The 22,024-nt window shown below is 64.2% G+C and carries 23 protein-coding genes; 16 read left to right on the top strand and 7 right to left on the bottom strand.

All coding sequences use genetic code 11. The annotated features are described in order from the left end of the window. The first annotated feature begins 2 nt into the window (after nucleotides 1-2). From proB to AC1DXM_RS19215, 4 genes are all read left to right on the top strand, one after another. Nucleotides 3-1,181: a glutamate 5-kinase gene (proB, locus tag AC1DXM_RS19230; RefSeq protein WP_477235210.1), complete on the top strand. Its 1,179-nt coding sequence runs from the start codon at nucleotides 3-5 to the stop codon at nucleotides 1,179-1,181. 3 nt (nucleotides 1,182-1,184) lie between these two features. Beyond that, a complete protein-coding gene (locus AC1DXM_RS19225) occupies nucleotides 1,185-2,471 on the top strand; it encodes a glutamate-5-semialdehyde dehydrogenase (protein WP_477235208.1) in 1,287 nt (428 codons plus the stop codon). 163 nt (nucleotides 2,472-2,634) lie between these two features. Continuing rightward, nucleotides 2,635-3,225, top strand: coding sequence for a nicotinate-nucleotide adenylyltransferase (locus AC1DXM_RS19220; protein WP_477235206.1), 591 nt, complete (start codon nucleotides 2,635-2,637; stop codon nucleotides 3,223-3,225). Between the two features lie 91 nt (nucleotides 3,226-3,316). Beyond that, nucleotides 3,317-4,594 carry an MFS transporter gene (locus AC1DXM_RS19215; protein ID WP_477235204.1) on the top strand — a complete coding sequence of 426 codons (1,278 nt, stop codon included), beginning with the start codon at nucleotides 3,317-3,319 and terminating at the stop codon, nucleotides 4,592-4,594. A gap of 15 nt (nucleotides 4,595-4,609) precedes the next feature. On the opposite strand, the gene AC1DXM_RS19210 is transcribed toward AC1DXM_RS19215, so the two are convergent. Beyond that, nucleotides 4,610-5,464, bottom strand: a complete 855-nt coding sequence (locus AC1DXM_RS19210; protein WP_477235202.1) for a mechanosensitive ion channel family protein — start codon at nucleotides 5,462-5,464, stop codon at nucleotides 4,610-4,612. A 242-nt stretch (nucleotides 5,465-5,706) separates the two neighbouring features. Between AC1DXM_RS19210 and rsfS the strand changes: the two genes are divergently transcribed. The 6 genes from rsfS to AC1DXM_RS19180 all read left to right on the top strand — a co-directional run bounded on the left by rsfS (nucleotide 5,707) and on the right by AC1DXM_RS19180 (nucleotide 11,363). After that, a complete protein-coding gene (gene rsfS / locus AC1DXM_RS19205) occupies nucleotides 5,707-6,084 on the top strand; it encodes a ribosome silencing factor (RefSeq protein WP_112559829.1) in 378 nt (125 codons plus the stop codon). 27 nt (nucleotides 6,085-6,111) lie between these two features. Next, on the top strand, nucleotides 6,112-6,594 hold the full coding sequence (gene rlmH, locus AC1DXM_RS19200; protein WP_477235200.1) for a 23S rRNA (pseudouridine(1915)-N(3))-methyltransferase RlmH: 483 nt from the start codon (nucleotides 6,112-6,114) through the stop codon (nucleotides 6,592-6,594). Between the two features lie 123 nt (nucleotides 6,595-6,717). After that, nucleotides 6,718-8,061, top strand: a complete 1,344-nt coding sequence (locus AC1DXM_RS19195) for a murein hydrolase activator EnvC family protein (protein WP_477235198.1) — start codon at nucleotides 6,718-6,720, stop codon at nucleotides 8,059-8,061. A 1-nt stretch (nucleotide 8,062) separates the two neighbouring features. Beyond that, nucleotides 8,063-9,388 carry a S41 family peptidase gene (locus AC1DXM_RS19190; protein WP_192252503.1) on the top strand — a complete coding sequence of 442 codons (1,326 nt, stop codon included), beginning with the start codon at nucleotides 8,063-8,065 and terminating at the stop codon, nucleotides 9,386-9,388. 246 nt (nucleotides 9,389-9,634) lie between these two features. After that, complete coding sequence (locus tag AC1DXM_RS19185) at nucleotides 9,635-10,810, top strand: divergent polysaccharide deacetylase family protein (protein ID WP_477235196.1); 1,176 nt, start codon at nucleotides 9,635-9,637, stop codon at nucleotides 10,808-10,810. 31 nt (nucleotides 10,811-10,841) lie between these two features. Next, a complete protein-coding gene (locus tag AC1DXM_RS19180) occupies nucleotides 10,842-11,363 on the top strand; it encodes an RNA pyrophosphohydrolase (RefSeq protein ID WP_477235194.1) in 522 nt (173 codons plus the stop codon). Here the strand turns inward: AC1DXM_RS19180 and AC1DXM_RS19175 are convergent. After that, nucleotides 11,355-12,170 (bottom strand): pYEATS domain-containing protein, encoded by an 816-nt coding sequence (locus AC1DXM_RS19175; protein ID WP_477235192.1) that lies wholly within the window; start codon nucleotides 12,168-12,170, stop codon nucleotides 11,355-11,357. The two genes, AC1DXM_RS19180 and AC1DXM_RS19175, sit on opposite strands and share 9 nt — an antisense overlap. Before the next feature lie 163 nt (nucleotides 12,171-12,333). On the opposite strand from AC1DXM_RS19175, the gene alr reads away from it, so the two are divergent. Both alr and AC1DXM_RS19165 read left to right on the top strand, forming a co-directional pair. Next, the gene (alr, locus tag AC1DXM_RS19170) at nucleotides 12,334-13,467 is read left to right on the top strand and encodes an alanine racemase (protein ID WP_477235190.1); all 1,134 of its coding nucleotides are present in this window, start codon (nucleotides 12,334-12,336) and stop codon (nucleotides 13,465-13,467) included. A gap of 99 nt (nucleotides 13,468-13,566) precedes the next feature. Beyond that, nucleotides 13,567-14,823: a D-amino acid dehydrogenase gene (locus tag AC1DXM_RS19165; RefSeq protein WP_477235188.1), complete on the top strand. Its 1,257-nt coding sequence runs from the start codon at nucleotides 13,567-13,569 to the stop codon at nucleotides 14,821-14,823. Nucleotides 14,824-14,826: 3 nt separating this feature from the next. Here AC1DXM_RS19165 and AC1DXM_RS19160 read toward each other — a convergent pair whose 3' ends face one another. Beyond that, the gene (locus AC1DXM_RS19160) at nucleotides 14,827-15,234 is read right to left on the bottom strand and encodes a phospholipase D-like domain-containing protein (protein ID WP_477235619.1); all 408 of its coding nucleotides are present in this window, start codon (nucleotides 15,232-15,234) and stop codon (nucleotides 14,827-14,829) included. A gap of 122 nt (nucleotides 15,235-15,356) precedes the next feature. After that, nucleotides 15,357-16,238 (bottom strand): LysR family transcriptional regulator, encoded by an 882-nt coding sequence (locus tag AC1DXM_RS19155; protein WP_477235186.1) that lies wholly within the window; start codon nucleotides 16,236-16,238, stop codon nucleotides 15,357-15,359. Nucleotides 16,239-16,618: 380 nt separating this feature from the next. On the opposite strand from AC1DXM_RS19155, the gene AC1DXM_RS19150 reads away from it, so the two are divergent. After that, on the top strand, nucleotides 16,619-18,115 hold the full coding sequence (locus AC1DXM_RS19150; protein ID WP_436261839.1) for a CoA-acylating methylmalonate-semialdehyde dehydrogenase: 1,497 nt from the start codon (nucleotides 16,619-16,621) through the stop codon (nucleotides 18,113-18,115). Between the two features lie 64 nt (nucleotides 18,116-18,179). On the opposite strand, the gene AC1DXM_RS19145 is transcribed toward AC1DXM_RS19150, so the two are convergent. Together AC1DXM_RS19145 and AC1DXM_RS19140 are read right to left on the bottom strand one after the other, a co-directional pair. After that, on the bottom strand, nucleotides 18,180-18,983 hold the full coding sequence (locus AC1DXM_RS19145; RefSeq protein ID WP_477235184.1) for an SDR family oxidoreductase: 804 nt from the start codon (nucleotides 18,981-18,983) through the stop codon (nucleotides 18,180-18,182). Then, nucleotides 18,980-19,309 (bottom strand): nuclear transport factor 2 family protein, encoded by a 330-nt coding sequence (locus AC1DXM_RS19140; protein ID WP_477235182.1) that lies wholly within the window; start codon nucleotides 19,307-19,309, stop codon nucleotides 18,980-18,982. Before AC1DXM_RS19140 ends, AC1DXM_RS19145 begins: the two co-directional genes overlap by 4 nt. Nucleotides 19,310-19,468: 159 nt before the next feature. Here AC1DXM_RS19140 and AC1DXM_RS19135 point away from each other — a divergent pair, with 159 nt between their 5' ends. After that, nucleotides 19,469-19,792 (top strand): winged helix-turn-helix transcriptional regulator, encoded by a 324-nt coding sequence (locus AC1DXM_RS19135; RefSeq protein WP_477235617.1) that lies wholly within the window; start codon nucleotides 19,469-19,471, stop codon nucleotides 19,790-19,792. Nucleotides 19,793-20,020: 228 nt separating this feature from the next. Next, entirely contained in the window at nucleotides 20,021-20,332 is a 312-nt protein-coding gene (locus AC1DXM_RS19130) for a hypothetical protein (protein WP_477235180.1), read from the top strand. 8 nt (nucleotides 20,333-20,340) lie between these two features. On the opposite strand, the gene AC1DXM_RS19125 is transcribed toward AC1DXM_RS19130, so the two are convergent. After that, the gene (locus AC1DXM_RS19125; RefSeq protein WP_477235178.1) at nucleotides 20,341-21,033 is read right to left on the bottom strand and encodes a GntR family transcriptional regulator; all 693 of its coding nucleotides are present in this window, start codon (nucleotides 21,031-21,033) and stop codon (nucleotides 20,341-20,343) included. Nucleotides 21,034-21,102: 69 nt separating this feature from the next. On the opposite strand from AC1DXM_RS19125, the gene AC1DXM_RS19120 reads away from it, so the two are divergent. Then, nucleotides 21,103-21,996, top strand: coding sequence for a dihydrodipicolinate synthase family protein (locus AC1DXM_RS19120; RefSeq protein ID WP_477235176.1), 894 nt, complete (start codon nucleotides 21,103-21,105; stop codon nucleotides 21,994-21,996). The last annotated feature ends 28 nt before the right edge of the window (nucleotides 21,997-22,024 follow it).

Here is a 22,024-nt window from a genome sequence, read left to right as displayed (position 1 = left end):
CGATGACGGCGCAATCGCTTAAGAAATACCGGCGCATCACGGTCAAGATCGGTTCGGCTCTGCTGGTCGATCGCGCCAGCGGCCTGAAGCGCGATTGGCTGGCCTCGCTGGCCGACGACATTGCGGTGCTCGCCAATGGTGGCGCCGAAATCCTGGTTGTGTCGTCCGGCGCCATTGCACTCGGCCGCACCATTCTCGGTCTCGGCAAGCGGGCATTGAAGCTTGAAGAGAGCCAGGCGGCGGCCGCCGTCGGGCAGATCGCGCTGGCCGGCGCATGGTCGGATGCACTCGGCAAGGGCGGGCTGAAATCGGGCCAGATCCTGCTGACGCTCGGCGACACCGAAGAGCGCCGCCGCTATCTCAATGCGCGCGCGACCATCTCGACCCTGCTCAAGATGAAGGCGGTGCCGGTCATCAACGAGAACGACACGGTAGCGACCTCCGAAATCCGCTATGGTGACAATGACCGGCTGGCGGCGCGGGTGGCGACGATGATGGGCGCCGATCTTCTGGTGCTGCTCTCCGATATTGACGGGCTCTACACCGCACCGCCGGCGCGCGATCCGCAGGCGAGGTTCATCCCCGTGGTCGACCGTATCACGCCTGACATTGAGGCGATGGCGGGGGCGGCCGCGTCCGAACTGTCGCGTGGCGGCATGCGCACCAAGCTCGACGCCGGCAAGATCGCTACCGCCGCCGGCACCGCCATGATCATAACCTCGGGCACCAGGCTGTCACCGCTGATGGCGATCGAACGCGGCGAGCGCGCGACCTTCTTCAGGCCGAGCGCCAATCCGGTCAAAGGCTACAAGACCTGGATCGCCGGCCAGCTCGAACCCGCGGGGCGGCTCACCGTCGATGCCGGCGCCATCGGCGCGCTGCTGTCAGGCAAATCGCTGCTGCCGGCCGGCGTCAGGCTGGTCAGCGGCAATTTCTCGCGCGGCGACACGGTGGCGATCCTGTCGCCCGAGGGACGCGAGATCGCGCGCGGGCTGGTTGCCTACGATGCCGCAGATGCCGTAAGGATCGCTGGCCTGAAGACAGCCGAGATCGAAACCGTGCTCGGCTACGAGGCGCGCTCGGCGATGATCCACCGCGACGACCTTGTGGTGAGCGGCGCGGGTGACCAGATACGGGCTGCCGATCCGCTATGGGCCGGAGGCGACGTGAGCGGAGGATGAGCCATGCTGAAGCTGCATGAAAAATCCGGGGATGACACCATCGCGCTGATGGCCGATATCGGTCGCCGCGCCCGCGCCGCCGCCCGACCGTTGGCCATCGCCACCACCGCCGCCAAGAACGCAGCGCTTCTCGCCATGGCCGACGCGATCACCGCGCGCCAGCAGGAGATTCTCGACGCCAACGCCATCGATGTCTCGAACGGCAACGAATCGGGCTTGTCCGGTTCCTTCATGGACCGGTTGAAGCTCGATCCGGCGCGCGTCCGCGCCATGGCGGAAGGCATCCGTGAAATCGCAGAACTTAGGGATCCGGTTGGCGATGTCATCGCCGCCTGGGACCGTCCCAACGGCCTGCAGATCGAGCGCGTCCGCACGCCGCTCGGCGTCATCGGCGTCATCTATGAGAGCCGGCCGAATGTGACGGCCGATGCCGGCGCACTCTGCCTCAAGGCCGGCAATCCGGTGATCCTGCGCGGCGGCTCGGACTCGCTCAATTCATCCGCCGCCATCCATGCCTGCCTGGTCGAGGGGCTGAAAGCCGCCGGGCTGCCGGAAGACGCCATCCAACTGGTGCCGACCACAGACCGCGCCGCCGTCGGCGAGATGCTGAAGGGTCTCTCCGGCAATCTGGACGTCATCATTCCGCGTGGCGGCAAAAGTCTGGTCGGGCGGGTGCAGAGCGAGGCGCGGGTGCCGGTCTTTGCCCATCTCGAAGGCATCTGCCATCTCTACATCGACCGCTCGGCCGACCTCGACATGGCGGTGAAGATCGCCGTCAACGCCAAGATGCGGCGCACCGGCGTCTGCGGCGCCGCCGAGACGTTGCTGGTCGACCGTGCCGTGGCGTCGACCCATCTGGTGCCGATCCTCGACGCGCTGCGTGCGGCCGGCTGCGAAATCCATGCCGATCTCGAAGTGATGAAGCTGTTCTTCGACGCCAAGCCGGCGACCGATGCCGACTGGGTGACCGAATATCTCGACGCCATCATCGCGGTGAAGCTGGTCGACGGCATTGCCGGCGCCATCGACCATATCGAGACGTTCTCCTCGCATCACACCGAGGCGATCATCGCTGAAGACGCCAGGGCGGTGGAACGCTTCTTCAACGAGATCGACTCGGCGATTCTCTTGCACAATGCCTCTACCCAGTTCGCCGATGGCGGCGAGTTCGGCATGGGCGCCGAGATCGGCATCGCCACCGGCAAGATGCATGCGCGCGGACCGGTCGGCGTCGAACAGCTGACCTCGTTCAAATACCGCGTGCGCGGGTCGGGACAGGTGAGGCCTTGAGCGCTGGCCTTACCCTCCCCCTTGTGGGGAGGGTGGCGAGCGCAGCGAGCCGGGTGGGGGTACGACGCTGAATTCTGCAACACCCCCACCCCGCTCCGCTTCGCGGATCGACCCTCCCCACAAGGGGGAGGGTGGCGCGCCTATTTCTTCCCGCTACCTGCGCATGCCCCACGCCGAGAAGGGCCTTGCCGTCGGCCTGTTCGGCGGCTCGTTCAACCCGCCGCATGCCGGCCACGCGCTGGTGGCCGAGATTGCGCTGCGGCGGCTGGCACTCGACCAGCTGTGGTGGATGGTGACGCCTGGCAATCCGTTGAAGAGCACCAGGGAATTGGCGCCGCTCGCCGACCGGCTGGTTCAGTCGGAGCAGATCGCCAAGAACCCGAAAATCAAGGTCACGGCTTTCGAGGCGGCGCATCATATCCGCTTCACTGCGGACACGCTGGAGCTGGTCAAGGCGCGCAATCCCGGCGTCGATTTCGTCTGGATCATGGGCGCCGACTCACTTCGCGATTTCCACCGTTGGCAGCGCTGGCGCCAGATCGTCATGACCTTCCCGATCGCTGTCATCGACCGCCCGGGTGCGACGCTGTCCTTCCTGTCCTCGGTTGTCGCCAAGACCTTCGACTATGCCCGCGTCGACGAAGGCGATGCGCCCAGGCTTGCGCGGATGAAGGCGCCGGCCTGGACTTTTATTCACGGCCCGCGCTCCTCGCTGTCGTCGAGCGCTATTCGCAGGTCTGCGAAGGAGGGCTGACCTCCCTTTCTCCCACAGGGGAGAAGGGAAGACCTGCCGATGTCGCTTTTGCGGCGGCCTTTCGTTGCCGCGTAGGCGATGCTCTGCGGATATGGCCACGTTCGCAAGGACCCACATCGACCCGGACCATGGCGCCCCGCCGGCGCCGGTGATCGCCATTGCCAGTGTCGTCGTGTCGATGGCGCTGATTGCGGTCGGCAATGGGTTGATGTTTGCCTATATCCCGGTCCGGCTCGGTGTGGAGCATTTCGATCCGACATGGGCCGGGTTGATCATCACCGGCCTGTCGGCCGGTGGCCTTGCCGGCTGCATCTTGACAGGACCTCTCGTCAGAAGGGTCGGGCACGCCCGCGCGTTCATGGTGCTGTCGGCGCTGATTGCGCTCTCCAACGCCGCCATCGGCGCCGGCACCTTTCCGCTGCTGTGGATCGCGGCGCGCGCGCTTTACGGCTTTGCCATATGCGGTCTGTTCATCGTTGCCCAGAGCTGGCTCAACGATGCTGTAGCCAACGCCATTCGCGGCCGGGTGATGGCGGTGTTTTACGTCGCCTATGTCGCCGGGCTCGGCGTTGGCTATGCCCTGCTTGCGGCGGTCGACATCGCGTCGGCGCAGGCGCCGCTGATCGGCATTGCCTTCACCGCGGTGTCGATCCTGCCGGTGGGGATGACCCGTCTAGCTCAACCGCCACCACCTCGCGCGGCCTCGGTGGCGCTTGGGCGCGCCTGGCGAATCTCACCGGTCGGCGTGGCCGGCATGTTGGCCGTCGGCGGCCTGTCGATGGCGATTTCGGGCTTCGCGCCGATCCACGCCACGGCCAAGGGCTACAGCCAGGCCGATGTGGCGCTGCTGCTGTCGGCCATGCCGGTCGGCACGCTGATTCTGCAGATCCCGCTCGGTTGGATCTCCGACCGCACCGACCGCCGCTACGTGCTGGCCGGCGCTGCAGCACTCGCCATCGTCGCCGGCCTGCTCGCCATCGGCTTCGACGGCGGCGCGCTGGCGGTGCTGGTGGTGATCTACGTGATCTGGGACGGCGCGTCGGAATCGATCTATTCGCTGGCCAGCGCGCATGCCGCCGACCGCGCCGGCAAGGACGACATGGTGGCGTTGTCGAGTTCGCTGCTGTTTGCCTGGTCGCTGTCTGGTTTCATCGTGCCGGGCATCGTGACGGCGCTGTCGGCTGTCTATGGAACGCAGGCCTTCATCTATGTGGCGATCGTCATCGCCACGGGCTTCTGCCTGTTCGTGCTGTGGCGGGTGGCGACGACGCGCGCCGTGCCCGCCACGGAGACCGGCAGTTTCGCGCCAATGTCGGCACAGGCGCCGTTGCCGGTGGACCTCGCTTTCGCCCCTGAAGAGCAGCGCTAGACCGGTTCCACAAACCTACTGTCGGGTGGCGGAAGCCTCCTGCCGGGCCTCCGGCGGCGGCGCCGGAACCGAGATGGCTTCGGCATCGAACGCCTGCTTGACGCGTTTGGTGAGATCGATCTGGGTGGCGAAGAAATCCGCCGCTGACGTCCAGTAGCGCAAGGTGATGGCGACACTGGCGTCGCCCACGGTGGCGACGAAAGCGATCGGCACCGGCTCGCGTTTGATGCGGCGCTCGCTGCCAGCGACGCCCAGCATCGTCTTTTGCGCCAGGTCGATGTCGTTCCATGAGCCGATGCTCATCGTGATGTCGGTGCGGCGCACGCCGTTGCGGGTAAAATTGCGAACCGGCTGGTTCCACAGGGTCGAATTGGGCGCCAGCACGTAGACGCCGTCCGTCGTGCGCAGTCTGGTGGCAAACAGGCCGATCTCCTCGATCGTGCCAGCTATCGGCCCGACCTCGACATATTCGCCGATGCGGAATGGCCTGAGCGCCAGGAGCATGATGCCGGCGGCGATGTTCTGCAGCGTGCCTTGCAGCGCCAGGCCTATGGCAAGGCCTATGGCGCCGATCGCGGCAATGATCGAGGCCGTCTGCACGCCGAACTGGCCGAGCACCATGATGACGACCAGGATCAGGACGGCGTAGCGCACGATCTTGGAGAAGAAATGCCGCAGCGTCGCGTCGAAGCCATGGATATGGCCGAGCCCAGCTGAAATCGAGCGTTCGGCGAGACCAGCAACGAGGTAGCCGACAACCAGCAGGATGACGGCGCCGATGGCGGAGAAAGAATAGGAAACGATCAGGGTGCTCAGTTGCGCAAGGCCGGCCTGCACGGTGAGAAGCGTGTTTTGGGGGTCGATGGGCATCGGGAGAATCCGGTTGGGCGATGGGTCGATAACCCCTGCGGACGCCATGGGTTCCGATTTTTTTGAAGCCCGGCGGAACCGCAAGGTGGGCGCCACGTTCGCGCTGGCAGAGCCTGCGTCTTGAAACTGCAACCGAACTCTGCCTATCTATGGGGTGTCACCTGATTTTCATGGGTGATTTGGTTGTTCTTGCTGCGAAAGGAAATACACTGAGAACAGCACTGCGGAAGAAGGCCGACATCGTGCCTTCGCCGGCCAGGATCAGCGTAGACGACGCCGTATCCCGTGCCATCAAGACAGTCCTTGCCAGTCTGGAAGACTCCAAGGCCGAAAATATTGTCTCAATCGACATTCAGGGGAAATCGAGCCTCGGCGACTATATGGTCGTCGCGTCGGGTCGATCGCACCGTCATGTCTCGGCTGTCGCCGACCATCTCCTCAAGGCGCTCAAGGATGCCGGCCTCGGCATGGCGCGCGTCGAGGGGTTGTCCGGCGCCGACTGGGTCCTGATCGATTCAGGCGATATCATCGTCCATGTCTTCCGCCCCGAAGTCCGCGAATTCTACAATCTTGAAAAGATGTGGCAGGCGCCGGATCTCGAGGAAGAGACCCTCCACTAAGCCGCTCGCGCGGCTTATAGAGGCGCGATGAAAGTATTCGTTCATGCCGTGGGCCGGATGAAGACCGGCCCCGAGAGAGAACTCGCCGACCGCTATTTCGAGCGTTTCGCCAAGAGCGGCCCGGCGATCGGGCTCGAATTCTCCGGTGTCACCGAGATTGCCGAGGGACGCGCCCAGAACGCCAATGAGCGCCGCCGCGAGGAAGGCCAGAAGCTGCAGGCGCAGCTACAGCCGGGCACGGCGTTGTTCCTGCTCGACGAACGCGGCAAAAACTTGTCTTCAGACGATTTCGCCAGCCGCATCGGCCAGCTGCGCGATGGCGGCCGCAAGGCGCTGGTCATCGCCATTGGCGGCGCCGACGGACACGACCAGCCGCTGCGCGATCAAGCCGATCTGGTGCTGTCGTTCGGCGCGGCAACCTGGCCGCACCAGCTGGTGCGCGTCATGCTGGGCGAGCAGCTTTATCGCGCGGCGACAATTCTCTCGGGCCATCCGTACCATCGGTCGTAAACCGGTGGACGCTATCACCGTCATACCGATTTCCGCCCCAATGCACGGCTGTCTTATGCTAGGCTTCGGTTTCGATCATGGTTGATGGTTCGTTAACGAAGCCACGCATAGAGTCGGGCTTCAATGGCTGACAACGGGAAATCAGGAACGGGCTACGGGCGCGCGCGCTGCGGCATCGCTGTCGCGGCGCTGTTGCTATCGCTAGGGCTTGCGCGGGCGCAGAGCACACTCGATATCGCGCCCGACCCCGATCAGAGCCGGGCCGAATATGAGAAGGTGTCGGCCGAGATCACGCTGTCGTCCGAACGGCTGGCCAAGCTTGCCGCCGACATTGCGGCGGTCAAGAAGGACCATGCCTCGATCACCGCGGCGCTGATCCAGTCGGCGATGACCGAGCAGAAGCTCGGCCAGGACATCGAGGATATCGGCGCCAGGCTGGAAGGGCTGAAGGGCGAGGAACAGAAAATCCGCGTCTCACTGGCGGCGCGACGCGACGTGCTGGCTGAAGTGCTGGGCGCGCTGCAGCGCATGGGGCTCAATCCGCCGCCGGCGATCCTGGTCAAGCCGGAAGACGCGCTGTCGTCGGTGCGCAGCGCCATCCTGCTCGGCGCCGTGGTGCCGGAACTGCGCCAGCAGACCGACAAATTGCTGGCCGATCTCAAGGAGCAGACGCGGGTGACGGCCTCGATCGAGGCCGAGCGGACGCGGCTGACGGCGGCGGTCGGCGAGCAGACGGCGGAAAAGAAGCGGCTCTCCATGCTGCTCGAAGCCAAGCAGAAGCTCGAGGCCGACACCTGGACCGCGATGGTGGCGGAAAAGCAGCGCTCCCAAGCGCTTGCGGCCAAGGCCGGCAGTCTGAAGGAACTGATCGCCTCGCTCGAGGCCGACAAGAGCCGTAAGGCGGCGGATGCAGTTAAGGCAGGCGAGCAGAAGGCGGCTGACGGCGACAAGCCGGACGCGGATACCACTGCGTCGACAGAGCTTGCCTCTCTGCCAGTGCCGGAAGGCAACCGCCTCACCGCCTCGGCGCCGTTTTCGGCCCTTCAAGGCCAGGTCGCACTGCCGGTCACCGGCAAGATCAAGCGCCGTTTCGGGGCCGATGACGGTAACGGCGCGGTGATGCTTGGTGACATGGTTGCGACACAATCGGGAGCCATCGTCACGGCACCGGCGGACGGAAATGTGCTTTATGCGGGGCCTTTTCGCTCCTATGGTCAACTCTTGATCCTCAATGCAGGAGACGGCTATCATGTCGTCCTGGCGGGGATGAGCAGAATCAGCGTCGCGTCTGGCCAGTCGGTGCTCGCAGGAGAGCCGGTCGGCGCGATGGGAGAGGCCCGGGTGGCAAGCACCTCGGCCTCGAAGAATGGAAATGCCACGCCGGAACTCTACGTCGAGTTCCGCAAGGATGGAAAACCCGTCGATCCGACCCCATGGTGGGCGGACCGCTTCTCTGGAAGGACGTGAAATGATGCGGAAACTGTCGCTTCTTATTGCCGGTGCGCTGATGGGCGCGTCAGCGATGAGCCTGGTCTATGGCGCGCCCGGCTCGACGGCGAACGCTGCAGGCTCCGAAACCTACAAGCAACTGGCGATCTTCGGCGACATTTTCGAGCGCGTGCGGGCGCAGTATGTGACGCCGCCGGATGACAAGTCGCTGGTGGAAAACGCCATCAACGGCATGCTCGCCTCACTCGATCCGCACTCCTCCTACATGAATGCCGAGCAGGCGCAGGACATGCGCGTGCAGACCAAGGGTGAGTTCGGCGGCCTCGGCATCGAGGTCACCATGGAGAACGACCTGGTGAAGGTGATCACGCCGATCGACGACACCCCGGCCGCCAAGGCAGGCGTGCTGGCCGGCGACTATATCGCCAAGATCGACGGCGAAGAGGTTCGCGGCCTGACGCTGAACGACGCGGTCGAGAAGATGCGCGGCCTGGTCAACACGCCGATCAAGCTCACCATCCTGCGCCAGGGCGCCGACAAGCCGATCGAGCTGACCGTCGTGCGCGACATCATCAAGGTCAAGGCGGTCAAGTTCCGGGTCGAGAACGACATCGGCTACATGAAGATCACCTCCTTCACCGAAAAGACCTATGACGACCTCGAGAACGCCATCGACACCATCAAGAAGCAGGTGCCGAACGACAAGCTCAAGGGCTATGTGCTCGATCTGCGCCTCAACCCGGGCGGCCTGCTCGACCAGGCGGTGAGCGTGTCCGACGCCTTCCTCGACCGTGGCGAGATTGTCTCGACCCGCGGCCGCGACCCGAAGGATGTCACCCGCTTCGACGCCAAGGCAGGCGACGACATCGGCGCCAAGCCGCTGATCGTGCTGGTCAATGGCGGTTCGGCCAGTGCTTCGGAAATCGTTGCCGGCGCGCTGCAGGACCTGCGCCGCGCCACCGTGGTCGGTACGCAGTCCTTCGGCAAGGGCTCGGTGCAGACCATCATCCCGCTTGGCGAGAACGGCGCGCTGCGCCTGACGACGGCGCTCTATTACACGCCGTCGGGCAAGTCGATCCAGGGCAAGGGCATCACGCCCGACATCAAGGTCGACCAGCCGCTGCCCCCCGAACTGCAAGGCAGGGACCTGACGCGCGGCGAATCGGACCTCAAGGGTCACATCAAGGGCGCCGACGAGAGCGATACCGGTTCGGGCTCGGCTGCCTATGTGCCGCCGGATCCTAAGGACGATCTGCAACTGATCTACGCCGAACAGCTGCTGCGCGGCCAGAAGACCGATCCGGCGTTCCCGCCGAATCCGGAGAAGGCCGTGCTCAACCAGTAAGTCGACCGGCGGGACTCTTTGTTTGGATGCATGTCGATGTCCCAAAACCGGGACCACTTTTGAGCGACATGCATCTGGCTGCCTGATCGAAGCAATGCAATGCTGCCGGGACCGCAAGGTTCCGGCAGTTTGATTCGGAGGCAGTGGCTGGAGAGCGGGGCCTCAAAAGGCGCCGAGGACGCGCCGTCAGTTTTGGATCTGCGCATGGCGAAAAGGTATCGCTGATCATGCGCCCGGGGATACGGCTTGGCTGACATCGGCAAGGACATAGAACGCCCGCTCGGACAGACCGTCCGGCCGCGCGCTGCGTCGCGCGGGTTGAGCGCCCGTACTGTCGCGACGACGCTGGTCGTCCTGGCCGCGCTAGGCATCTCCGGCGCGATCGCGCTGCGCGAAAAGCCGTTCCGCAAGCCCGAACAGGCGGCGGTCTCGACGCCGAAGGTGACGGCGGCGGAGCCTGCCGCGGCGGCACCGACCGCCGCGCCCGCCGCGCCGAAGGCGGAAGCGCCGCCCAAGGCTGCCGGGCCGCAGATCATTCATATGCAGACCCAGGAGGGCGACGGTCCAGCGAATGCGGCGATCGTCATTCATGACCCGTCGACGATCGGTCAGAATCTGAAGATCGCGCATATTCCTGATAAGGCGCTGATCGAGGCCAGCGACACCGGCCCGCTGCCGGTACGTGCCGCCGACGGCAGGCGGCCGTTCGACGTCTATGCGCGGCCGTGGTCCGGGTCGCGCGGCGCCCGCGTGGCGATTGTCATCGGTGGGCTTGCCGTGTCGCAGACCGGCACGCAGGCGGCGATCGCCAAGCTTCCGGCAGAAGTGACTTTGGCCTTTGCGCCGCAAGGCAACAGCATCGGCCGCTGGATGCAGGCCGCACGGCAGAGCGGGCATGAGGTCGTCATGCAGGTGCCGCTCGAACCGTTCGACTTTCCCAACGTCAATCCCGGCCGTAACACGCTGACGGTGGCGGCGAGCCCGGACGACAACCTGAAGAGCCTGCGTTGGGCGCTGTCGCGGACCACCAATTATACCGGTGTCATGAACTATATGGGGGCGCGCTTTTCCGCCGACGCGACGGCGATGGGACCGTTCATGGCCGAGCTCGGCAAGCGCGGCCTTGCCTATATCGATGACGGCTCGTCCGCGCGGAGCTTGGCGCCCGATCTCGCCTTGAAGGACGGCGTGCCGTTTGTCGCCGGCGATATGGCGATCGATGCCGTGCAGGATCGCGGCGCCATCCTGAAAAAGCTCGACGCGCTGGAAGCCACAGCGCGCGCCAAGGGCTCCGCCGTCGGCATCGGCTCGGCCTTCGACCTCACCGTCGACACGGTTGCGGCGTGGGTGCTCGAGGCGAAAAAGCGCGGCATCGAGATCGTGCCGATCTCGGCGGTGGCCACCGACCCGGAAAAAAATTAGCGCGAACTCCCGAAACGGCTGGACCTGACTGATGGCTAAAAAGATCGATCCCGAGACGCTGCCCTACCGCCCCTGCGTCGGACTGATGATCCTCAATGCCGACGGGCTGGTCTGGGTCGGCCATCGCATCGCCGAGCCGGACAGCGAATTTGCCGGCACGAAGCAGCTCTGGCAGATGCCGCAAGGCGGCATCGACAAGGGCGAGGAGCCGCTGCAGGCGGCCGGGCGCGAGCTCTATGAGGAGACCGGCATGCGCTCGGTCACGCTGCTGGCCGAGGCGCCGCACTGGATCAACTACGATCTGCCGGCCGATCTGGTCGGCATCGCCTTCAAGGGGCGTTATCGCGGCCAGACGCAGAAATGGTTCGCCTACCGCTTTCACGGCGAGACCAGCGAGATCCAGATCAATCCGCCGCCCGGCGGCCATACCGCCGAATTCGATGAATGGGCCTGGCGGCCGATGCAGGACCTGCCCGACTTGATCGTGCCGTTCAAGCGCAAGGTCTATGAGGATGTGGTGGCGGCATTCCGTCACTTATCGCCTTCATCGTGATTTGATCACAGGAGGCGCCTTGGCGATTTCTGCAAGGTCCAACTCAAGCAGAGTGTCGGATGTTTCCTCGGGCCATGCACCAACGGTAAAGCCTCCCCATACCATCAGGTCGAGAACGGCAACGCCTTCGCTGTTGGGGCGTATCGAGAATTCGTTCTTGGGAAACGTCTCGTCGATGTAGAAGCGGACCGGAGCCGTAAGATTTTTGTCCTTGCACTGGACTTGAAGCCTGACCCGAACCAGATCGCCGCCATTGTGTTTGGACGGGAAGCTCGCGGACAGGACGTAGCCGCCTACGCTGCTCTGCCCTCCAAAGCGACCCTTTTGGGTATCGCTGCCATTTGTTGGCGGCGGTAGTTTGGGCGGGGTCCTCGGAGCCTCGCTTGCAACCGCCGGAGCCTCCTCCATCGGGCCGGCCTCGGCGATCGTTGAGCATTTTTTGATGTGGCTGATCTCCTCGCGGAGATCGCTGATTTTTTTCTCGAAAGCGAGCATGCTTTCGCTGATGGCTTTGCCATTGTCGCCGGACAGGCCGATTTCGGCGCCGCCGAACTTGAGCGTAATCAACCGGGGCAACAAAATGCCCACCACGGCAATTCCCAGGAGTTTGACGATCGCCCCGAACTCCTTCGGATCCTTCGCGTCGACCTTCCAGAAAGTGGTCACCGCCAGGACAAACCCGACAATAATCAAGACGGTTGGCGAATAACTCTGGACCCACTCAATGAGCTTCTCGAAGAAGTTTTTTATTTTGATACCAGCGCCTGAGAGCTTCGTTCTATGCGCTTCATCAGATTTGAACGCCATAGTATCCCCCACCGTTACTCAAGTGCCCCATGAGAAACGATAGTATAAATCAACGGCTATTCCCATCGATATCTTCTCGTGGTGTGCGCTTGGGTGCTCGGCTGATGGTTGCGGCATGGCGAGGCCGGCCCTAAAGATTGACGAGCAACCGAATGGACCCGGCATGAATCAGGCTTCCGCAACGTCCAGGCCGAAAGTCGTGACCGGCGTCAGCGAAGCAGCGGCCGGCGCCATCCTGACCATCGATCTCGGCGCGGTCAGGGAGAACTACCGCCGGCTGAAGGCGAAGCTTGGTGGCGTGCGCTGCGCCGGCGTCGTCAAGGCCGACGGCTACGGGCTCGGCGCGCGGCAAGTGGCGGCCGCGCTGGTTGCCGAAGGCTGCGACATCTTCTTTGTCGCGCATCTCACTGAGGGTGTGGCGCTGCGCGACGCACTCGGGCCACGGCCGCAGATCCATGTGCTGAACGGCTTGCCGCCGGGATCGGAGCCGGAAGCGGTTGCGGCGGATCTTGTTCCGGTCATCAACAGCGCCGGGCAACTGAAGGCATGGAGCGAGGCCGGCCAGAAGGCTGGCCGCAAGTTCAAGGCGGCCATCCAGGTCGATAGTGGCATGTCACGGCTGGGGATGGCGCCGTCGGAGGTCGAGGCGCTTGCCGCCGATGCCTTCGCCGGCGTTGACGTTGTCCTGGTCATGAGCCATCTGGCCCGGGCCGACGAACCCACCAATGCAGCCAATGATGCGCAACTCGGGGAATTCGAACGGTTGCGCAAAATGCTGCCCAAGGCGCCGGCGTCGCTCGACAATTCCTCTGGAATCTTTCTCGGGCCGCGCTATCGGTACGACCTCGCCCGCCCAGGTGCTGCGCTCTACGGCATCAACCCGACGCCAAGCGAGGCGAACCCGATGCTGCCGGTGGTGCGGCTCGAGGCAAAGATCATCCAGACGCGCAGCATCGAAAAGGGTGTGGGCGTCGGCTACGGCCATGCCTTTCTGGCCAGCGGTCCTTTGCGTGTGGCGACGATCTCGCTCGGCTACGCCGATGGCTGGCACCGGCGCGCCGCATCGGCCGCCTGGTTCGAAGGTGTCAGGCTGCCCTTTGTCGGACGCGTGTCGATGGATTCGATCATCCTCGACATCTCGGCGCTGCCGGCCGACCGCTTGCGCGAGGGCGACCTTGTCGAGTTGCTCGGGCCATCGCAGGGCGTTGATGAGGCGGCCGGCCATGCCGGCACGATCGGCTATGAAATCCTGACCAGCCTCGGCCCCCGCTTTCATCGCCGCTACATCAACGAATAGAAGCGCGACACGCCGCCCCTTGGCGGACGCGGCAAAATCCGGCAGACAGGAGGCGACGGCTTCAGGCTCGGATAAGATGTCGTCGTGGAGAGTGATGCGATGAAGATCTTCGTGTTGGGCGGCGGCGTTATCGGGGTCACCACAGCCTACTACCTCGCCGAGGCCGGCCACGAGGTCACGGTGTTCGATCGCCAGAAGGGGCCGGCGCTGGAAACCAGCTTCGCCAATGCCGGCGAGGTGTCGCCCGGCTATGCCTCGCCCTGGGCCGGTCCCGGCATTCCGCTGAAGGCGATCAAATGGCTGTTGATGAAGCATGGTCCGCTTGTGGTGCGACCGGCCTTCGATCCTTACATGTGGACGTGGCTGCTCAAGATGCTGCGCAACTGCACGGCCGATCGCTATGCCATCAACAAGGCGCGCATGGTGCCGCTCGCCGAATACAGCCGCGACACGCTGAAGGCACTGCGCGAGGCGACCGGCATCGCTTATGACGAGCGCACCAAAGGCACGCTGCAGCTGTTTCGTACGCAAAAGCAGCTCGACGGTACCGGCGGCGATGTCGAGGTCCTGAAGAAATACGGCGTGCCCTACGAGTTGCTCGATCCCGATGGCTGCGTCGCGGCCGAGCCGGCGCTGGCCGGCGTGCGGGAAAAGTTCGTGGGCGGCCTCAGGCTGCCCGGCGACGAGACCGGCGACTGCAAGATGTTCACCGACAGATTGGCCGAGCTCTGCGTGGCGCGCGGCGTCACCTTCGAATACGGCACGCAGATCAGGCGCTTCACCAAAAACCGCAATCGCATCGTCAGCTTCGGCACCGACCAGCGCTCGCGCGCGGCCGACGCCTATGTGCTGGCGTTGGGCAGCTATTCGGCGCGCTTCATGCGACTGCTCAGGCGTCCGATCCCGGTCTATCCGGTCAAGGGTTACTCGATCACCGTGCCGATCAAGGACGCGGCGGCTGCACCGGTATCGACGGTGATGGACGAAACCTACAAGGTGGCGATCACCAGGCTCGGCGACCGCATCCGCGTCGGCGGCACGGCGGAGATTTCCGGCTTCGACCTCAGGCTGCATGAATCGCGCCGGCGCACGCTTGAACATTCGGTCGGCGATCTGTTCCCGGATGGCGGCGACCTCAAGGCCGCGTCGTTCTGGTGCGGACTGCGGCCGATGACGCCGGATGGGCCGCCGCTGGTCGGCCGCACCGAGTTTTCCAACCTCTATCTCAACACCGGCCACGGCACGCTTGGCTGGACCATGGCCTGCGGCTCGGCCAAGGTGCTGTCCGACATCATCTCCAGCAAAGTGCCCGACATCGACGTGCGCGAGTTGGGGCCGGAGCGGTATTTGCGGTAGGGATCAGAACGCCTCCTTCACCCAGCCCTTCGAAAACAGCCACCGGTAGGCCCACGTGATCGTCACCTTGGTCGGGACCGGGTTCGAATGGGCGACATAGTCGTCATAGACCGGTTTCATTCTGGCGTAGAAGGCGGGGTCGAGCACCATCATGCCGTTCTCCAGGTCGTGGAAGAAGCTGCGGTTGTTGAGGTTGACCGACGAGATCGTCACCAGCCTTTCGTCGATCATCATGATCTTGGAATGCAGCACGACCTCGGGTGCCTTGAATTCGCGGATGTTGATGCGGTCGCCATATTTCGCGACGAACAGCTTGTTGAGCGCGGTCAGCAACTTGCCGCCAATGTCGCCCTTGAGGTCGATGCGGCCGACAATGTCGATCCTGACGCCGCGGGCCAGAGCCCGCTCGATGGCCAGTCTGAGCTCCGGTGTCAGATTGAGGTAGGGATTGACGATCTCGATATGGTGCTTGCGGTGTCGATCAGCTCGACGAAATAGGTCTCCAGCGCGTGGTTGTCCTCATAAGGCGCAGCCTACACGAACAGCCCGCGTTCGCGTTCCACCGCCTTGGTGATGAAGTTGGCGACGATCTGGACACGGCGCAGCGGCCTGACCGATTCATGATAGACCAGCCAGTAGGCGCGGCGGATCGGAGCCACGATGTCGACGGGGATCAGCTCCGGCATCGAGCGGGCGACGAAGGTGTGCAGGATGCCAATGCCGGCACCGGAGCGCACCGCCTCGGCCTGGCCGAGGGCCGAGGAAATGGCAAAGCTGGTGCGCCAGTCCGGGCTGAACTCGGCGGCATAGTCGAGCGATGGGCTGACGATGAGGTCCGGCACATAGCCGATCAATGTATGCTGGCTTAGTTCCGCTGATGTCCGCGGCAGGCCATGCGCCTCGACATAGCCGCGAGATGCAAACAGGCCGAGCGTATAGTCGACCAGCTTTCCCGCCACCAGCCTGCCTTCGCTCGGCCGCTCGACGGTGATGGCGATGTCGGCCTCGCGCCGCGACAGCGAGAAGGAACGCGGCACCGGCACCAACTGGATGGTCAGTTCGCGGTGCAGCGCCGTCAGCGCACCGAGACGCGTGGCGAGGAAGGCGACGCCGAATCCGTCGGGCGCGCCGATGCGCACCGTGCCCGAGATGTCGTCGCCTTCGCCTGACACAGTGGAGCGCGCGGCAATCATGTCGCTCTCCATGCGCTCGGCAATGTCGAGGAAGCGCTCGCCGGCCGGCGTCAGTTCGCTGCCGGTGGTAAGCCGGCGAAAGAGTTTCGTCCTGAGCGCATCCTCGAGCGCGGCGATGCGGCGCGAGACCGTGGCGTGGTTGAGCTCCAGCCGTTTGGCAGCGCCAAGGATCTGACCCGCGCGGGCCACGGCGAGAAAGATGCGGACGTCATCCCAGTTCATGGGGACGGCCTTGATGACAATGACCGGCGCTGCGATCCTTCACACCCCGCCTCTGTCCTGCCGGACATCTCCCCCTCAAGGGTGGAGATCGGCAGCTTCGTCGGCAGCTTTCTTTCTGCGACGTTGAATATTGGCGAAAGCAGCCATGAGAGCTCAATCTCCCCCCTTGAGGGGGAGATGTCCGGCAGGACAGAGGGGGGTGTGACGAAGCTCAACTTTGAGAAGTCCTGCAAAGATAGGCACGCGCTGTCATTTGCGGCAATTAATGCACACCGGGTCGCCGTTGTCTAATTCCTGCACAACGGTTGCGTTCTCCCTCGCGTTGCCTTCGCGCCGGCAAAGGCGTTGAATGCGTCATCACAAACTCAGGGAGAGAAACCATGATCGAATACGGTCATTTCATCGGCGGCAAGCATGTCGCCGGGACTAGCGGGCGTAAGCAGGACGTGATGCAGCCGATGGACGGCACGGTGCGCGGTACGGTGGCGCTGGCTTCGCCGGCGGAACTGCGCGCGGCGGTCGAGAACGCCAAGGAAGCGCAGCCGAAATGGGCCGCCACCAACCCGCAGCGGCGCGTGCGCGTCTTGATGAAGTTCCTCGAACTGGTGGCCAGGGACTATGACGAGCTGGCCGACATACTGGCGCGCGAGCATGGCAAGACCATCGCCGACGCCAAGGGCGACATCCAGCGCGGCCTCGAAGTGGTCGAGGTCTGCATCGGCGCGCCGCACATGATGAAGGGCGAGTTCACCGACGGCGCCGGCCCCGGCATTGACGTCTATTCGATGCGCCAGCCGCTCGGCGTTGTTGCCGGCATCACGCCGTTCAATTTCCCGGCTATGATCCCGCTGTGGAAGATCGCGCCGGCAATCGCTTGCGGCAACGCGTTCATCCTGAAGCCTTCCGAGCGTGACCCGGGCGTGCCGATGCGCATCGCCGAACTGTTCATCGAGGCCGGCCTGCCGGCCGGCATCCTCAACGTCGTCAATGGCGACAAGGATGTCGTCGACGCCATCCTCGACGATGCCGACATCAAGGCCATCGGCTTTGTCGGCTCGACGCCGATCGCGCATTACATCTATTCGCGCGGCACGGCGGCGGGAAAACGCGTGCAGTGCTTCGGCGGCGCCAAGAACCACATGATCATCATGCCCGACGCCGACATGGACCAGACGGTCGATGCGCTGATCGGCGCCGGCTACGGCTCGGCCGGTGAGCGCTGCATGGCGATCTCGGTGGCGGTGCCTGTCGGCAACGACACCGCCAACCGGCTGATGGAAAAGCTGGTCCCGCGTGTCGAAAGCCTCAAGGTCGGCCCGTCGACCGATTCCTCCGCTGATTTCGGCCCGCTGGTGACGCGCCAAGCTCTGGAGCGGGTCAAGGGCTATGTCGACATTGGCGTCAAGGAAGGCGCCAAGCTGGTCGTCGACGGCCGCGGCTTCTCTATGCAGGGCTACGAGGACGGCTATTATATGGGCGGCTGCCTGTTCGACAACGTCACCGCCGACATGCGCATCTACAAGGAAGAGATCTTTGGTCCGGTGCTCTCGGTGGTGCGCGCGCCGACCTATGAGAACGCCATCAAGCTCGCCAACGACCACGAAATGGGCAATGGCGTCGCCATCTTCACCCGCGACGGCGATGCCGCGCGCGACTTCGCTTCCCGTGTCCAGGTCGGCATGGTCGGCATCAACGTGCCGATCCCGGTTCCGATCGCCTACTACACGTTCGGCGGCTGGAAGGCGTCGTCCTTCGGCGACCTCAACCAGCACGGCCCGGATGCGTTCCGCTTCTACACCAAGACCAAGACGGTGACATCGCGCTGGCCGTCCGGCATCAAGGACGGCGCGGAATTCGTCATCCCGACGATGAACTGACGTCTGGTACTTGTTCCACGATCAGGGGCGCAACTTAGTTGCGCCCCTGATTTTTTGCATGACGTCACACCGTCGGAATCGTGCCGCCGTCGATGACGTATTCGGCGCCGTGGATCGCCGAGGCGCGGTCGGAGACAAGGAAAGCCACCAGTTCCGCAACCTCTTGCGGCCATGCCGGCCGGCCGATCGGGATGCCGCCCAGCGCATCCATGATGCCCTGGCGGGCGGTTGCCTCGTCCGAACCCGAGTGGGATGCCAGCCGCTTCACCATGGCTTCTGAAGCGGTGGTGTGGATCCAGCCCGGCGCCACGGTGTTGACGCGAATCCCTTTCGGCCCGAGCTCCTTGGACAGCGCCTTGCTGTAGGTCGATAGGGCCGCCTTGGCCGCCGCATAGGCGATGGTGGATTCGTGCAGCGGCAGGCGGCGCTGGATCGACGATATATGGACGATGGCGCCGGAGCCTTGCTCGATCATATGCGGGACAAGCAGGCGATCGAGCCGCACCGCCGCCAGCAGGTTGAGGTTTAGTTCATCTTGCCAGGCCTGCTCCGACAGTCCGGCAAATCCTCCCCCTGGGCTCTTCGAGCCACCGACGCTGTGCACGACGATGTCGATGCCACCCAGCTGCTCCAACACACTTGCGGCGACTGTCTCGGTGCCTGCCAAGGTGCTTACATCGGCCTGCACGAACATCTGCGTCGATGGCGCGCCAGGGCTAGCAGAGCGGGCGGTCGTCAGAACGGCCGCACCTGCCGCCGTAAGCCGGTGAACGATGGCTAGGCCAGCACCCTTGGTGCCGCCAGTGACCAGAACCCGCTTGCCGGCAAATTCCTGGGCGTCGACCGCAAATTTCTGGACGATGGTCATGCGCCGATCTCCAGCCGCGCGATCCGGTCGCCCGCCAGCGTGAAGTTGTAATGGAGCGTAGCGGGGCTGCCGGGGAAATTGCCTGAGACGAGGCCGGCGACCCGCCAAGCCTGACCATTGGCCGTCGCGTCGGCGACCTCGACCGTCACCCGGTATTTGCGTGTGGTTGCATCCATCCAGTCGCGGATGGCGGCCGACCCCTGATGGACTTCGCCTTCGTCGCGAACCGTCGCATCCGATGCGAAGGGGGTGAGCATGGCGTCGATGTCGTGCCGGTTCTTAGCAGCAAAATAATCCGCCAGCGGCTGGGGAAGTTTTACGGTCATGGATCTCGTCTCCGGTTCCGGTTGTCGCTCCACCGGTTCGACGTCGGCGGTGCTTGCTCGGTCCCTAAAGTGAGATATGCTGCGGAAATGACAAGAACCGACGAAAAGGTAAGGTACTTACCCGAAAGTAAGGTTGGGCCTGAAAGCAAGGACGAGCCGCTGACACCCTCATCGGCGGCAAGCGGCGTGGAGAATGTGCTGCGCATCCTCGAAGGCCGCTGGAAACTGGTGATCCTGTTTCACCTGTTCGGCGGCAAGGTGCTGCGCTTCTCCGACCTCGAACGGGCGATCCCGGCAATCTCGCAAAAAATGCTGATCCAGCAGCTGCGACAGATGGAGGCCGATGGCATCGTGCGCCGTATCGTGCATCACCAGGTGCCGCCGAAGGTCGAATATCGCCTGACCGACTGGGGTCAGGCCCTGTGCCCGGCGCTCGATGCCCTGCTGAAATGGGCAGCACTTCGCGAACCGGCGGAAGTCTGACGCCGACCGTTGTCCTGCAACGCGCCGCAAGCCCCGAAATGGTGCTTGTTTTCGGTTCGGGGCCTCACCATATCGATTCAAGGGAATGATAAATTTCCCTGACGACAGACCGGAAAACCAGAAGGAGTGACGTGATGAAGACGTCGAACCCGGCCTGGAACGTTTCGGTATATTGAGGCTGCCCCATGTGCCTCCCTTTGCCGGAACGCCAAGGCGAAGGAGGTGCCCATGGCACACAAATTTTCGTTTCGATGGATCAGGATAGCCGCGATCGGCACCGCGCTGGCGCTGTCGACGCCATCGGCGCAGGCGCAATTTATCTGCGGTGGCCACAGCGACCTCGTCGCGGGGCTGGCGCAGGCCTTTCAGCAAAAGCAGATCGGCTACGGTGTGGTCGGCGAGGCCGCCATTGTCGAGATCTATGTTGCGGCAAATGGGACCTGGTCGATGCTGGTGACCGACGTGAAGGGTCGAAGCTGCATCTTCGCGACCGGTGACGGATGGGAGAATACCGCCATCGCCACCGCGCAAGGGATCTGATCGCCCGTTCAGCGCGTCGCCGCCGTCTCGGCATGGCCACGTAGCAGCGCCATCAGGCGCTCGGCGTCCTTGGCGGCTGCTTCCTCGTCGCCGTCCAGGATCGAGCGGATCAGCGCGACGTGGTGCTCGGCGGATTCGGCAAGGCCAGTGTCGGCCTTGTAGCGGAACCAGAAGCGGCGGCTGTGGGTCTGCAAGGGCGCGGCCAGCCGCGCCGCGAACGGGTTGTCGGCAGCCTGCGCCAGCGCCTCGTCGAGCGCCTTGTCGGCCTGGATGAAGGCCAGCACGTTGCCCGAGATGACCGCCTTCTGCATGGCAAGTGCTGCATCGTGAAACATGTCGGCGGCCTCGCGGGTGACGAAACGGGCGGCTGAGCGTGCCAGCACCACCTCGACGCCGCGGCGCGCGTCAAGCACGCGCAGCCAGTCGCCGGGGTGCAGCGGGGCAATGGCGATGCCGGCGCGTGGCCTTATGTCGAGCAAGCCTTCCCAGGCCAGGCGCTGGATCGCCTCGCGCACTGGCGTGCGGCCGAGGCCGAGCCTTTCGATCAGGGCGCCCTCGGTGACAAAGCTCGCCGGCGCCAGTTCCAGCGTCACGATCATATGCTCGAGCGCGCGGTAGGCCTTGGCGGCAGCCGGTTCGGGTGTCGTTCCCGGATCAATGGATATCAAAGGTTCGCTCCTGATATATTTTAGATATATCATAGCAGATTCCGCATTGACAGCAGATTTCTCAGCAGATATATGGCTGATATATCAGATGGAGAGACAGCTATGTGGACCGGAGTTTTCCCCGCCGTCACGACCAAATTCACCGCCGACGACCGCCTCGATCATGCCGAGATGGAGCGCTGCTTTGCATTGCAGATGGAGGCCGGCTGCGACGGCATCATCGTCTGCGGCTCGCTCGGCGAAGGCCCGATGCTGTCGCATGACGAAAAGATCGAGGTGCTGAAGACGGCACAGAAAGTCGCCGGGAACAAGCCGGTGCTGCTGACGGTCAACGAGGCCGGCACCCGCGAGGCGGCAAGCATCGCCAAGCGCGCCGCCAAGGAAGGCGCCAACGGGCTGATGGTGGTGCCGAGCCCGATCTATCACACCAACCCGGAAGAGACGGTCGCCGCCTTGCGCGCCGTCGCCCAGGCCGGCGACCTGCCTGTGATGATCTATTCCAACCGGCTCGCCTACCGCGTCGACGTCACCGTCGACCAGATGGAGGAATTGGCCGCCGACAAGCGCTTCGTCGCCATCAAGGAATCGTCCGACGATATCCGCCGTTCGACCGAGATCATCAACCGCTTCGGCGACCGCTACGACCTCTTCACCGGCGTCGACAATCTCGCCTTCGAGGCGCTGTCGGTCGGCGCCATCGGCTGGGTGGCAGGTCTGGTCACCGCCTTCCCGCGCGAGACCGTCGCCATCTACCAGCTGATGAAGCGGGGCCGCCGCGAGGAGGCGCTTTCGATCTACCGCTGGTTCCGGCCGCTGCTCGATCTCGACGTGTCTACCTATCTGGTGCAGAACATCAAGCTTGCCGAAGTGTTCGCCATCCAGACCAACGACCGCGTGCGCATGCCGCGCCAGCCGCTGTCGGGCGAGCGCCGCAAGGCGGTCGAGAAGATCGTCAGGGACGCGCTGGCGGTACGGCCGAAGCTGCCGACGTTCTGAATTGTCAATGCTGCAGGCCCCCTCATCC

It is taken from the genome of Mesorhizobium sp. P3_A2 (genome assembly GCF_056403115.1).
This window is presented reverse-complemented; position numbering and strand designations above follow the sequence as displayed.

Excerpts from the sequence above, each read along its gene's own strand:
- AC1DXM_RS19120 (WP_477235176.1), top strand. The coding sequence starts at position 21,103 with ATGTGGACCGGAGTTTTCCCCGCCGTCACGACCAAATTCACCGCCGAC.
- AC1DXM_RS19210 (WP_477235202.1), bottom strand. The coding sequence starts at position 5,464 with ATGCCCATCGACCCCCAAAACACGCTTCTCACCGTGCAGGCCGGCCTT.
- AC1DXM_RS19180 (WP_477235194.1), top strand. The coding sequence starts at position 10,842 with ATGGCTAAAAAGATCGATCCCGAGACGCTGCCCTACCGCCCCTGCGTC.
- AC1DXM_RS19165 (WP_477235188.1), top strand. The coding sequence starts at position 13,567 with ATGAAGATCTTCGTGTTGGGCGGCGGCGTTATCGGGGTCACCACAGCC.
- AC1DXM_RS19215 (WP_477235204.1), top strand. The coding sequence starts at position 3,317 with ATGGCCACGTTCGCAAGGACCCACATCGACCCGGACCATGGCGCCCCG.
- AC1DXM_RS19145 (WP_477235184.1), bottom strand. The coding sequence starts at position 18,983 with ATGACCATCGTCCAGAAATTTGCGGTCGACGCCCAGGAATTTGCCGGC.
- AC1DXM_RS19140 (WP_477235182.1), bottom strand. The coding sequence starts at position 19,309 with ATGACCGTAAAACTTCCCCAGCCGCTGGCGGATTATTTTGCTGCTAAG.
- AC1DXM_RS19125 (WP_477235178.1), bottom strand. The coding sequence starts at position 21,033 with ATGATATATCTAAAATATATCAGGAGCGAACCTTTGATATCCATTGAT.
- AC1DXM_RS19190 (WP_192252503.1), top strand. The coding sequence starts at position 8,063 with ATGATGCGGAAACTGTCGCTTCTTATTGCCGGTGCGCTGATGGGCGCG.
- AC1DXM_RS19220 (WP_477235206.1), top strand. The coding sequence starts at position 2,635 with ATGCCCCACGCCGAGAAGGGCCTTGCCGTCGGCCTGTTCGGCGGCTCG.
- proB (WP_477235210.1), top strand. The coding sequence starts at position 3 with ATGACGGCGCAATCGCTTAAGAAATACCGGCGCATCACGGTCAAGATC.
- AC1DXM_RS19150 (WP_436261839.1), top strand. The coding sequence starts at position 16,619 with ATGATCGAATACGGTCATTTCATCGGCGGCAAGCATGTCGCCGGGACT.
- AC1DXM_RS19175 (WP_477235192.1), bottom strand. The coding sequence starts at position 12,170 with ATGGCGTTCAAATCTGATGAAGCGCATAGAACGAAGCTCTCAGGCGCT.
- rlmH (WP_477235200.1), top strand. The coding sequence starts at position 6,112 with ATGAAAGTATTCGTTCATGCCGTGGGCCGGATGAAGACCGGCCCCGAG.
- AC1DXM_RS19225 (WP_477235208.1), top strand. The coding sequence starts at position 1,185 with ATGCTGAAGCTGCATGAAAAATCCGGGGATGACACCATCGCGCTGATG.
- alr (WP_477235190.1), top strand. The coding sequence starts at position 12,334 with ATGAATCAGGCTTCCGCAACGTCCAGGCCGAAAGTCGTGACCGGCGTC.
- AC1DXM_RS19155 (WP_477235186.1), bottom strand. The coding sequence starts at position 16,238 with ATGAACTGGGATGACGTCCGCATCTTTCTCGCCGTGGCCCGCGCGGGT.
- AC1DXM_RS19195 (WP_477235198.1), top strand. The coding sequence starts at position 6,718 with ATGGCTGACAACGGGAAATCAGGAACGGGCTACGGGCGCGCGCGCTGC.
- AC1DXM_RS19130 (WP_477235180.1), top strand. The coding sequence starts at position 20,021 with ATGGCACACAAATTTTCGTTTCGATGGATCAGGATAGCCGCGATCGGC.